This window comes from Desulfosarcina sp. (assembly GCF_055467485.1).
Genome location: NZ_JBUOIV010000010.1, coordinates 54,418 through 66,526 on the forward strand (window position 1 = coordinate 54,418; position 12,109 = coordinate 66,526).

Sequence of the window (12,109 nt, forward strand, 5' to 3'; positions counted from 1 at the left end):
CTAAAAACCTGATTGCTTTTACCATCAGAGCTTGCCGTTTAGCCGGTAGATGAACACCAGCACTTCGGCAACGGCCCGGTATAGTTCGGGCGGGATTTCAGTTTCGAGTTCCATGGCCTCCAGCACATTGGCCAGGTTGCGGTCTTCGAGAAGGGGGACGTCGTTTTCGCGGGCCACCTGGACAATCTGCTCGGCGATGTGACCCTTTCCCTTGGCGATCACCCGGGGTGCCATGTTCTTGGCCTGGTCATATTTGATCGCGGCCGCCTTTTTAATCTGTCTGTCGTTCATATGCTCAGGTCCACCTGCCGACGGTTCGGAAGGGTCAGATCTTCACCTTCGAATTCTGCAATTTTTTTCTCGTTGACCACCACGCTGACGGCAACGGTATTAAAGGTGTCGTTGAGCATCTCGCGGATGCGGTGATGGTCGCTGTCGATGGCCGTTTTAATGTCCGCTTCCTTGACGTAAAACGTGATGGTCAGATCCTTGCCCACCATCCACAAGTCGGTGCGTACCGTTCCCATGCGGTCCATGTCCAGCAACAGGGAGACCCGGGGGGTCTTGTGGGCATCATCGCGATCTTTTTTGGCGTAGTATACCTTGAGGCGGGCATTGCGTTGCGAGTCGGTCAGAAACAGCAGGTGGGAAAACGCCTGAAACAGGTCCGGGTCTCCCGGCTTTTCCGTAGCCGCGAACTGCTGCTGATCGATGTGGGAAACCGCTCGCTGAACCATGCTTTTCAACGTTTCCAGCATATGCCGGTCCGCTCCCCGGGAATCCGGCGCTTGCGCATCGATAAATTCTTTGAGGATCAGCAGGTTGGGTTTCATGTCGGTGATCATGATCTTGCCGATTTCCGGCTGATGGGCCAATTCGACCGGTGTCATTGACGGGAATCGGGCCTGAAGATCGGTGATGGCCTGCCCTATCCGTCTTTCGAAATAAATTCCGGAATTTTCGACAAACGCCCTGACCCTGGCCACCAGGGCCGCCATATCGCCGGCTGGCGACACCGGATTCAGCGCCTGCTGCATGTTGATCAGCGCCCCTTTCATCGGGGTGGGCAACGCCGTAAAAAGACCTTTCCCAGGCTGAATCATCCCATCGAGCAATCGCTGGATCTGATCTCTCACCATCGCCATTTCCGCCGCCGTCGGTGGTGGAGGTGCATCGGCCGGAACCACCCATGATCGATCCGGTCGGCCTGAAATCATTTCCGGCTGCGCCTGTTGGGCCGATGATGATGCCGATGCCTGTCCCATCGACCCCGCTTGGCCTGGAGGAGGTGCATCAACCGCATTGGCAAGAGGCAAGTTGGCCAAACCGCTGGGCGTTGCCTTTGGCGCCACGGCAAAAGCGATGCCGCTTTCGGTTTTGATCACGGTGAGGGGAATGGCCTGACCTTGGCGGACCGGGATGTCGATTTTGGCAAAGGCTTTGAACTTTCCGAAATCGACCAGCATCAGCCCATCTTTTTCGAACCCGGTAATGCGTCCCTGGAGTGACTCGCCGGGAACCAGCGATCGCGAATGCTCGGAAAGAAAGGGCCTGTCGGAAATGGGTTCGAAAAGGTGAATCGGCAACCCTTCACTGGCCGGGACGTTCGCCGCCGCTCCGCTTGTCGGTACCATGACCATGCGAAGCGCTTCCCCTGCGGCATCCACGCGGATCTGGATTTCCTGGCCGGTGACCACCGGCAACGGCAGGCGGGCATAAGCCTTGAACTGGCCGATGGAGAGCAGGGCGTCGTTGTTCTTTTCCACACCCAATACGGATGCGGTCAACAGGTCCCCGGCTCGCAGCGCCAGCGATGTCGGCAGGTTTTTTCCCGATGCTGTCATCTGCTGCGGCTTTTGCAGCAGCCAGTGGATGTCCATGTTCCAATCTTCCGATCAGGGTTCCTGGCGTTGGTATACAGTAACCGTGCGTGTCTCTGTGATAATATCGAACCGATCGCGCAAAACTTCAATAAACGGGCTGTTCGGTGCGTCCTGGCCGTTGATGGCCTCCACGGTGATGGATCGCAGCGGATCGACACGGCGGCCCAACAGGTGTTCGAATACCCCAAAGCAGTCTGCCAACCGATCATGATCGACCGGCAGACGGATGTACAATACGCGGCCGTTGCGCTTGGAAACCATCGCCAAACGGCTGCCGACATAGACCAGATGGGTGCCGGCCGAACGCCGGGGCAACTCGCCCCGGATGGCCTCGAGCCCCAGCCCGCAGATGGAGGCCGGATCCCGGGCGCTGATCCAGTAGAGGCTGTCCTCCGGCAGTTTCTCCCGGAGCAGCCGAAGCATCCGGTTGGATACGAACTGCAGCCCGGGTATATCATCGAAAAAGCAACCGGCGAAGACCTCACCGGAAAGCTCCATGAGCCGCAGCGACCTGAAAATGGCAGGCCATTGAAACAGGGGCAATTCCCTGGAGAGCAGTTGGCGGAAGAGGATGCCGTAGCGGTCCAGCAACAACCGCACCCGATCTTTGACGATCTCTTCCGCTTCCATCAACCCTTCGGGCGGGTGCGGGTTGGCGACCAGGTACCAGTTCCCCACCTGTCCGCTAAACAGACTGGCGGAATTCCCGCGCCGGTTTCGCCGGGACCTGGCAAGGGATTCATGGCCGTTGGTCATCCAGCCTTTGGACGGGCTGCCAGTATTGCCCCTCCTGGCGATGCCGTACCGCAGGGCGGTCATGCTGTCGTTGGTCACTTTCCCATCCCACACGCCATCCCACAACTGCTTCAGCACTCGGCTTGCCGGTTGGGGCGGATCGCCCACGAGCGAAGATAAGCTGTACCTTGCACGCTGGTCAGGAAACAGGCGGATCACGTCGCTTGACGACTTGTCCTCACCGTTCGTGCGTTCCGGTTGATCCGCGAGATCGCTGATCATCAGGTCCAGGTCGCCTTCATGACAAAAGGCGATCTGTCGGCGGCGCCGGCCCACCCACATCAAGGCGGATTCCTGCATCAGGCGGTCAAGCCATCGGGGATCGTAGCCGGTGAGCCGTGCGGGAAGAATCTCCTTCTCCCACGAGGCTGCGGGAAGCGGCAGACACATCAACGGCTGCAGGCAAGGCACCAGGGCATCCATGGAATCGCCCGGCCGGGTCAGGCCCTGAAAATGGGCCAGTGTCAGGGCGAGGTCCCGGATGTCGCGAATGCCGATGGCCGGTGCCCGCCGGCGTCTGCTCATGCGCAGCAAGGTGTCGAAATTGTCCGCATCGCAAATCATTTCCGCTTTTTGTCCGCGGATCAGGTTTCCGGATATGATGGCCCCGGTCTCGATCAAATCGGACAAAACCCCGGACACCGTATCTGTGTCCAACCCCAATTCCTTTTGGACGAAGTCGGCAGTTACCGGCCCGTAAAATCTGATCCACTGGGCCACTATTTCAGCAACGGTCGGTACGTGGGGTTCACCGTGGGCAAGCGATATATCGCCAATCCGCGTGGCATGACCCTCCAGGGTGGCCCACCGCGAATGCTTCCGCAGGGAGCCGAGCGCATCGTCAATTCCCGGAGCCATCTCCGCGGCGACGACCCAACCCAGATCCCCACTGTCCGCTTTACCCGGGATAAGTCTGAGAAGCCGTTCGCGGATCGGTTCGACCAGCTCTTTGGGCGACGCACCACTGTCGAAGGCGGCACGCTGGAGGAGCCGTTGCCAATCGACGATGGGGAGCAACAGGCGTTCTTTGACCCATTCCAAAAGTTCCACGGGATTGTCCGGCGCATAGCCGGGACAAATCCGTTGACGCTTTTCCTGAAAAGCCGCAACCGTTCCGGCGTCGATTTCGGGCCTCAATTCAGGGGTGAACACCACCTGCTCGAGCAACCCCCGTGATAGATTGGACTTCACCGTGCCGGGCTGGCGGTCATCGGCGTACATATACTGATTGACCTGCCGCCATGAACCGGACAGAGCCATGGGACTGGGGGACGCGGTTTGAACCTCGGACCAGGATATGGCACCGCTTTCCAGTTCCTGCAGCACCCGGACCAGGGCGGTCATATCAAAGTCGTCCTGAAGACAGGTACGCCAGGTTTCTAAAAGGATCGGAAAATCCGGGAATCGTCCCAGCATGTCCAGCAGTCGCTGTGATTTTTGCCGGGTCAGCCACAAGGGCATGCGCTGATTGAAATGGCGGCGGGGAAGCAGCAACGCTCGGGCGGCGCACTCACGAAACCGGGCACCGAAAACACCGGATCCTTCCAACCGCTCCCTGAGCAGCGCTTCGACGTCACTCGATGAAACCAGCGCCATGACATCGCCGGCGTCTCCTTCCTGGGGCAGCAGCAGGTAGACGGCATCGTTGGTGGGAAAAACCATGGGCGCATACCCGTGGCGCTTTTCCCAGGCAGCCTCCAGTGCATATGCATAAGGACGATTGACCCGGCCACCCCAGAACGTGTGAATGACCATCTGACGAACCGGCGCCCGACCCTTTCCCGACCGCATCCGTTCCACCACGACGTGGTGACGGTGGGGCAACGGGCAGCCAGTTTTCGCCTGTTGACGTTTCAAAAACGTCAACAGGAACCGAGCACCGTCGCTGTCCATACAATAGCGTGAGGTCAATTGATCCAGGAATCCCGGTTCCGCCATCCGGTTCTGGGCAGCCTCCAGAAAGCGGGCGATCTTTTCGGACAGGAAGAAATCACGATCTGAATCCTCGGCCCGCCAAAAAGGCGGTGCGGCTGCTTTGGGTCTGGCCGGTCGGACGAAAACGTCGTTGTGGGTGATCCGGTGGACGCGCCAGTTCTGGGTTCCCAGGGTAAAGACCTGGCCGACTTTCGCCTCCCAGACAAACTCTTCGTCCAATTCGCCGATACGCGCCCCGGTCTCCGTGTGCCGCAGGCCAAAATACCCGCGATCGGGGATCACGCCGCCTGACGTGTAAAGGGTCAACAGCGCCCCTTTTCTGGCCGTCACTGTGTTGTCAAGCCGGTCAACGGCGATCTTCGGCTGCAAAGCGGGAATACGGGTGGCAGCGTATCGACCGGCCAGCATGTCGACAACCAGATCGAAAACCCTGCGCTGCAGACGGTGGAATGGATAGGAGGCACGCAGTTCGCCATAGAGCTGGTCCACATTCCACGATTGAGCGCCCGTCATGGCCACCACCACTTGGGCCAACACATCCAACGGACATTCAATCGGCCGCACCGGTTCGATATCTCTTTCCATAACGGCTTCGGCCAGCACCGCTGCGGTCAGACTGTCGGTGGCATGGGTGGGAACGAAGGTGGCCCGGCTAGCTTCGTCTACACCGTGGCCGGACCGGCCGATGCGCTGCACCGCCGACGAAATGGACGGCGGCGACTGCACCAGGATCACATGATCCAGCGCTCCGATGTCGATGCCCAATTCGAGGCTTGCGGTGGCCACGATGGCCTTGAGATCGCCCTGTTTGAGCCGCTGCTCCACTTCAAGGCGCAGCGTTTTGGACAATGATCCGTGGTGGGCGTAGGCGATGGGGTCAGGTCGATCGGCCCCATTAGCATGATTGATCAGAAAGGCCAGTTTTTCGCATAGCCGCCGCGAGTTGGTAAAGATAATCGTCGAGCGGTGCTTTTGGATGGTCTGCTTAAACGTGTCTGCCAGATCCTCCCAGACACCGCGGGCACCGTCATTGGCAACGACGGCATCCGGGACCCGCACATGAATGAAATCCCGAGGCTGCCGGCCGGACCGGCACCGCTTCACCGCACGCGGGATATACCGGGGCTCGGCCTTGTCCCCATCGATCATGAATCCGCCGACAAAACCAGCCACCAGCTCTTCGGGTTTGACTGTGGCCGACAGCGCAATACGCTGGAATTCCCCGCAAAGCGGCACCAAGCGATCCACGGCTGAAATGAGCAGGGTTCCCCGCTTGTTGCCCACCACGGCGTGGATCTCGTCCAGGATGACCGTGCGGATCCGTCCCAGCATGGAACGCCCGCCATTGGAAGAAACCATGAGGTGCAGGCTCTCCGGTGTGGTGATCAGAATTTCCGGGGGGTGCCGGATCATCTGCCGGCGCTCGTGCGATGGGGTGTCTCCGCTGCGGGTGAGCACCCGGATCGGAGGAAAAGGCACCCCGTTTTTTTCGAACAGGCGCCGGATCTGTATCAGCGGTCGCATCAGATTACGCTGGACATCGTTGTTCAGCGCCTTGAGCGGTGAGATATACAGGATCCGCGTCTGTCCGGTGCCCCACCGCTTCCGGATAAGCTGGTTCAGTGCCCATAAGAACGCGGCCAGTGTCTTCCCGCTGCCGGTGGGTGCGGTGACGAGCACGTGGGCATTGGATGCAATCAGCGGCCAGGCCTTCTCCTGAATCCGGGTGGGTCGACCGATCCGGGCCTCGAACCATTGGTTTATCAGCGGATGAAACAGACCGTCGTTGTTGTTGTCACGTCCCATGGTTGGTCACTCGTCGCCCAGCGTTTGCCGTCAAAAAAAAGCATATCACACGGTACCTGCTTTTCCTAACCCCCGATGATCGGCTACAACCATAACTGGACTCCATTTTTCACCGCTGGACATTTCCCAATGTTTGCCTAACCTCTGAGATTATGCTAATCAACATGCCCTTGCCACTCACTCATCAGCATGAACCGGTGAAGGACCCCATGTTTACAGGAATACAGGAAATTCTGATTATCTTGCTGATCATTTCGGGCATTATTGTGCTTCCCCGCATGATGAATCCCAGGCCGGCCCCTCAAAAGGTGGTGCTGCGCCGCGCGCCCCTCAGGCTTTCCTGGGCGCTTCGCCTGGCCATCATTCTGACTATCCTGTGGCCGGTTGCCTGGGCGCTTTACTTCAAGCCGTGGCAGCAGGGCCTCGTGCCCTTTGCCACAGTGGGTGCCGGACCGGTGCTGATCGGATGGAGCCTCAAGTGGGTACTTGCCGGAATGAAGAACAAGCGCTAATTTATTATTCGTTGAGAAAAGCGAGCTCGTCACTGCAACCGCGCTTGTGGCTCTGACGGGTCATTGTTACCGACCGATCACCATCTATCCGAAAAGGGGTTTTCCATGGCACATGAAGATGCCGGTCACTACGCGGCCAAACATCCAGGCGCTGAAATCGACAGGGCCATTGCCGACGCCATTGCCGGCAAGGAGAAAGAGGGACGCATCACCTGCGTGGCAGCCCATGCCATCGCCAGAAAACAGGCCTGTTCCCCACAGGTGGTGGGTGTGAACATCGACCTGCTGGAAAAAAGAATCCGCCGGTGCCAGTTAGGGCTGTTCGGCTATGATCGGAAAAGGAAGAAAGTGGTTAAACCGGCAGCCATGGTGACAAAACCCCTCAAGACCGCTATCCGTAAAGCCATGGATGGCGACCGCATCACCTGTCTGGCCGCCTGGGATCTGGCGAAAAAAATGAGCCTGACGCGTCTGGAAGTATCATCGGCCTGCGAAGCCATGAACGTTAAAATTTCAAAATGCCAGCTGGGCGCATTCTAGAGCGGTCGACAATCACTTTCCGTCGGCCAGCGATTTGAGATAACGAAACAGGTTGCGGGCCGATTTCGGCGGTGCGTTTTTTTCCTTTTCTTTGCGGGCGCTGCGCACCAGTTGTCCCAGGCGACGGCGATCCGCATCCGGAAATGTTTGCAGCATGTCGTTGAAGCAGGCATCGTCCCCGTCAACCAACCGGTCCCGCCAGCCTTCTATTTGATGGAAGGCTTTTGCCTGTCCATAGGCGCCCTGTTCGATCGCTAACAGTGCCTGCTCGATCGGTTCGGCATCCACGCTGCGCATCAGCGAGCCGATATACTGCATTTGACGCCGCCGGGCCCCATGTGAATTGATCTTTCGAACGGTCTGGACGGCTTCCAGCAGACGCGCGGGCAAAGCCATCCTCTCGAGTTGATCGTCGGAGAGCAGAACCAGTCTTTCCCCCATCTTCTGAAGGGCGGTGGCCTCTTTTTTCAGCCGGGTGCGGCTGATTTCATATTCGTCGTGCATGTTCATGCTTCCAAATCCCCTCGTCTGACCGGATACAGCGGCATTCGTCTGAGGGGTTTAAATCCTCAGGCCAGCGGCCGCCAATCATTGCAGGACCGGTTTTTTGTCCACACCCGCAGCCGGTTGGCCGCCAGGCAGGTTTGGCTGTTCGCATTCAAGTGACGGATGGAAAAAGGGAGTATCGACAAACCGTCGATGCGTCAAGGACTAATCGCGAGGTCGGACCCGCAGGCACCGCCGGGGGTTAAACAAAAACCAGGCTCAGCCAGGGAATATAGGTGATGACGACAAGCACTCCCAATAGAATCAGCAGGTATGGCAGAGACGAACGATAGAGCAAGGTCACGGGCTTTTCGAATTTCAGGCTGGAAATGAAAAGGTTGATACCCACCGGTGGTGTGGAGTAGCCGATCTCCAGGTTCACCAGAAAAATGACGCACAGGTGAATGGGATCGACGCCGTATGACAGGGCAATGGGTACGATGATGGGCACCACGATGACGATGGCGGAAAAGATATCCATGATGCATCCCACCGCCAGCAGGAACAGGTTCAATCCGGCCAGAAAGAGCAGACGGTTGTCGCTCAATGCGGTCAACCATTCTAATATCCGATTGGGAATCTGCTGATCCACCAGGAAACCGGTAAATCCCAGCGAGACGCCCAAAATGACGATAATGGCACCGGACAGAACCGCGCTTTCAACGATAATCGACGGCAATGTCTTGAAAAAAGACACCTCTTTCAAGACGAAGCACTCCACCGCAACCACATAAATCAGCACAACAGCCGACACCTCCGCGATGGTTACAAATCCGCCGTATACGCCGGCCAGGATGATGCCGACCACCGGCCAGTCCCAGATCCCGTCTACGAAGGCGCTTTTTACCCGGCTGAAGGAGACGCCGAGGGTGGCCTTCTCCGGCCGGGCGGTAGCGGCCTGTTTGAAAAAGGCGTAGATGCAAAGCACCCCGATGAGCAGCAGGCCCGGGACGAGCGCCGCTTTGAAAATCCTGCCGATATCCACCTGCGCAACGACCCCGTAAAGGATGACGGGCAGGCTGGGCGGGAAAAGCAGCCCCAGACTACCCGACGTGGTCAACAGGCCCAGGCTAAACGATTCTCCGTATCCTTTCCTGCGCATTATCGGATACAAAATGCCGCCCAGCGCCACAATGGTCACTCCGCTGGCGCCGGTCAGGGCCGTGAAAAACGCGCAGGAACACAGGGCCGCCATGGCCAGCCCGCCGGGCAACCAGCCCATGAGCGCGTCGATGAAATTCATGATACGCTGAGGCGACCGCGTCTCGGTGAGCAGGCAGCCCACGAAGGTGAAGAGCGGAAGCGCCACCAGCACGGGCATGGCCCCCAGGCGGTTCATTTCGATGAGGACGGTCTGAAGCGCCAGCAGATCATGCTCCATCAGGTAGAGGCAGGCGATGGACAAGGCGGCAATGACGGTAAACAAGGGCGTTTCCAGGAGCGCCAAGATCAGGATGGCCGCGATGGCTACAGCGAGTGGATTCATGGGGTCGGTTTCGCCGGTGGGGCTGTTCCCGGTGTTAAGGTGGGCGCAAACCGATAGAGCAGTGCGGCAAGGTAACGAAACGCAGCCACGCTGAAAAAAAAGGGAAAAATCATCGACAGGCGGCCCCAGTCGCCGAACATGGCGATTTCGTTGTTAACGAATTCAAAGGAGGTGACCAGCAGGATCCCCATCACCAGGGTGCCAAACAGATTCACCGCCAAGGATGCCCACCATCGAATGCGGCTGCCGCAATAGCGCAGGACCAGTTCGATTCGGATGTGTCGCTGTCGCCTCAGGGCCATCGATGCGCCCAGCAGTGCCAGCCAAAGCACCAGGTTGGGACCGGCTTCAAAAATGTGATGGGATGGCAGATGGAACAGATTGCGCGAAAGGATGTTAAGGACGATAAAAAAAACCAGCAGCGAAAAGCAAATGACGATGACGCTTTTTTCGAAAAGCGCCAGTGCATCGTCTATGCGTTTGATGGCTTTTAACATTCAGCTATAAGGCTCGGCCGGTGGTCAGCCGCAAAATGAGATGAATGCGCGGAACGCAGAGATGAGAAAGGGCGGCCATTGCCGTATCCTTTCTCGATCTCATGTCCACCCTCCCCTTTTCACTTTGCCTGATTCCGGTGCTCCGCGATCAGCCCGCGAACCTGATCGAACAGCGCTTTCGAATAAAGTGACGGCATGCTCATCTCGTAATTCTTTTCGGCACTCCTTTTGAAGGAAGCGGTTTGTTCGGGTGTCGGCGGGATCAGCGTAATGCCCGCCTGGCTGAGCACATCGATCGCTTCGGCGTTGTCCTTGCGGGTCAGCCGGACCAGCCTGGCAGCGTATTGCCGGACCAGCCGGCTGACGATTTCCCGGTTTTTGGGGTCCAGGTCATAGAAAGTCCGTTTGTTCATCAACAGGGCGCCGGTGGAGTTGACCATGGGGAAATCGAGCATGTATTCCACCCTCGCGTACCACTGGAAGGCTACAGATGCAAGCGGCGGTGAATAAAAAGAATCGATCATTCCCGTCTCCAATCCGGTGTTCACATCCGCAAGCTGGAGTGGGTATCCCTGTACGCCAAAGGAATCCAGAAAATTTTCCGCCACCCGATCCCCCTTCCACACCCACATCCGGGTTCGCTTCAGGCGGTCCATCGTGTCGATGCGCTGTTTTGAAAAAAGGTAAACAAACCCGGCCTCGGCGAATCCCAGCAGGACATACCCTTTTTCTTCGAATCGGGCGGCGAAGTCATCGAACATCTTTTCCTTGACGTAATCGATCTCCTCATAGGTGTTAAACAGCAGCGGCGCCTCGAAAACCCGTATTTCCGGCAGGACCATCCCAAGCCCCACCCCGGAAAACCCGCCGGCATGCAGGCGGTTGACCCGCATCTTTCGCAGGACATCCACCTCGTCACCACTGATTCCGCCGGCATAAATTTTAAATGCCACATCGCCGCCGGTCTCTTCGATCACCGCATCGGCAAAGTCATGCAGGATATGGGTCCATGTGCTGCCCTCGGGCATCACCACGGCAATTTTTATCTCCGTCGGTCCGGCGAGTCCGGCGCAAGTGAATACGCACTGCACCAAGAATAAAACAACGAGCCGTGTTAGGATAGCTTTAGCTGGTTTCATTGGTTGAATTGACATTAACCGTTGGTTGGGAGTGCGCTAATCAAACAGTATATCCACCGCAGCCAGATAAGCGGCGGCCCGTCGTCGGGCAATGGCATTGTAAAAGGAAACCGGGTTCTCGCTGGCGGGACGGTCTACGATTCGCTGCATCAACTCGACAAATCCCTCCCGGTCCTGTTGCTGGTAGAGGCAGAACCGACCATAAAAAAGATCCGGCAGAAGATAGTTGTCTCCGGCGATCGTTTTGACCTCTTGATAGTGGACCAGCGCTCTTTCCTGGTTTCCACCCATCATGGGCGGCCGGGAGCCGAAATAGGCCAGCAGGAAAAGATGCGCATTCCCATGATTGTAGGCAGAGTCGAGCACGATCACCCGTTCCATGACTGTTCGGGCCACATGTGCCTGGGATACGGCCCGAACCGAATCGAGATTGCGGTTGACCCAGGCGCCCAGGTTGAATCCATACCAGAAGAGCGGGGCCACGTCCTGCCTTCCCAGCTTTTCCAGAAAGGGGGTGATGGTATTGACCTTCTGGAACGCCACCGCCGCCCCCGGTGCGCTCGCTTCCAAGGCCTTCAGGGCATAGCCGATACCTTTTTCGTAGTATCGATTCACCCTGTCTTTCAATAATTCTATCTCTTTTGCCCGGCGGTCTGACGGATCGACAAGATAATACGTCTCATCGAGCCGGGTTTCGGCAAACCCGAACGAATAGCTTGCATACATCCGGGACAACATCGTCAGCAATTGACGGTCATCCGGTGAGTTTGCCAGCACGGTTTCAAGCAGTTTGATATTGGCAGGCAACGCCTGTTCCATGAGTTCCCAATCGTCATCTCGCTCATATGCCGTCACCCCGTGATCGATCAAATCAGCAAACTGGCTGACCATAAGGGTTTTTGGCGAGCAGGCCATCACTGCCAGCAAAATCGAAACCAGCAATATCAATCGGTTGACGGTCATCAGGGAT

The 12,109-nt window shown here is 57.6% G+C and carries 10 protein-coding genes; 2 read left to right on the forward strand and 8 right to left on the reverse strand.

Annotated features, from left to right (window positions below; translation table 11 throughout):
* Positions 1–24 precede the first annotated feature (24 nt).
* The 3 genes from ACZCED_RS07155 to ACZCED_RS07165 are packed head-to-tail and all read right to left on the reverse strand — an operon-like array spanning position 25 to position 6,419.
* Complete coding sequence (locus ACZCED_RS07155; protein ID WP_462969651.1) at positions 25–291, reverse strand: EscU/YscU/HrcU family type III secretion system export apparatus switch protein; 267 nt, start codon at positions 289–291, stop codon at positions 25–27.
* Complete coding sequence (locus ACZCED_RS07160) at positions 288–1,880, reverse strand: hypothetical protein (RefSeq protein WP_464860502.1); 1,593 nt, start codon at positions 1,878–1,880, stop codon at positions 288–290. The genes ACZCED_RS07155 and ACZCED_RS07160 overlap by 4 nt, the downstream gene beginning before the upstream one ends.
* A gap of 15 nt (positions 1,881–1,895) precedes the next feature.
* Positions 1,896–6,419, reverse strand: coding sequence for a DEAD/DEAH box helicase (locus tag ACZCED_RS07165; RefSeq protein ID WP_464860503.1), 4,524 nt, complete (start codon positions 6,417–6,419; stop codon positions 1,896–1,898).
* 209 nt (positions 6,420–6,628) lie between these two features.
* On the opposite strand from ACZCED_RS07165, the gene ACZCED_RS07170 reads away from it, so the two are divergent.
* Together ACZCED_RS07170 and ACZCED_RS07175 are read left to right on the forward strand one after the other, a co-directional pair.
* Positions 6,629–6,931 (forward strand): hypothetical protein, encoded by a 303-nt coding sequence (locus ACZCED_RS07170; RefSeq protein ID WP_462969654.1) that lies wholly within the window; start codon positions 6,629–6,631, stop codon positions 6,929–6,931.
* A gap of 105 nt (positions 6,932–7,036) precedes the next feature.
* Complete coding sequence (locus ACZCED_RS07175) at positions 7,037–7,471, forward strand: hypothetical protein (protein ID WP_462969655.1); 435 nt, start codon at positions 7,037–7,039, stop codon at positions 7,469–7,471.
* A 12-nt stretch (positions 7,472–7,483) separates the two neighbouring features.
* Here ACZCED_RS07175 and yjgA read toward each other — a convergent pair whose 3' ends face one another.
* The 5 genes from yjgA to ACZCED_RS07200 form a co-directional block, all read right to left on the reverse strand.
* The gene (gene yjgA / locus ACZCED_RS07180) at positions 7,484–7,981 is read right to left on the reverse strand and encodes a ribosome biogenesis factor YjgA (RefSeq protein WP_462969656.1); all 498 of its coding nucleotides are present in this window, start codon (positions 7,979–7,981) and stop codon (positions 7,484–7,486) included.
* Positions 7,982–8,219: 238 nt separating this feature from the next.
* Entirely contained in the window at positions 8,220–9,503 is a 1,284-nt protein-coding gene (locus ACZCED_RS07185) for a TRAP transporter large permease (protein WP_462969657.1), read from the reverse strand.
* Positions 9,500–10,000 carry a TRAP transporter small permease gene (locus tag ACZCED_RS07190; RefSeq protein WP_462969658.1) on the reverse strand — a complete coding sequence of 167 codons (501 nt, stop codon included), beginning with the start codon at positions 9,998–10,000 and terminating at the stop codon, positions 9,500–9,502. The genes ACZCED_RS07185 and ACZCED_RS07190 overlap by 4 nt, the downstream gene beginning before the upstream one ends.
* Positions 10,001–10,119: 119 nt before the next feature.
* A complete protein-coding gene (locus ACZCED_RS07195; RefSeq protein WP_462969659.1) occupies positions 10,120–11,034 on the reverse strand; it encodes a TRAP transporter substrate-binding protein in 915 nt (304 codons plus the stop codon).
* A gap of 141 nt (positions 11,035–11,175) precedes the next feature.
* Complete coding sequence (locus ACZCED_RS07200) at positions 11,176–12,102, reverse strand: TRAP transporter TatT component family protein (protein ID WP_464860504.1); 927 nt, start codon at positions 12,100–12,102, stop codon at positions 11,176–11,178.
* Between the last annotated feature and the right edge of the window lie 7 nt (positions 12,103–12,109).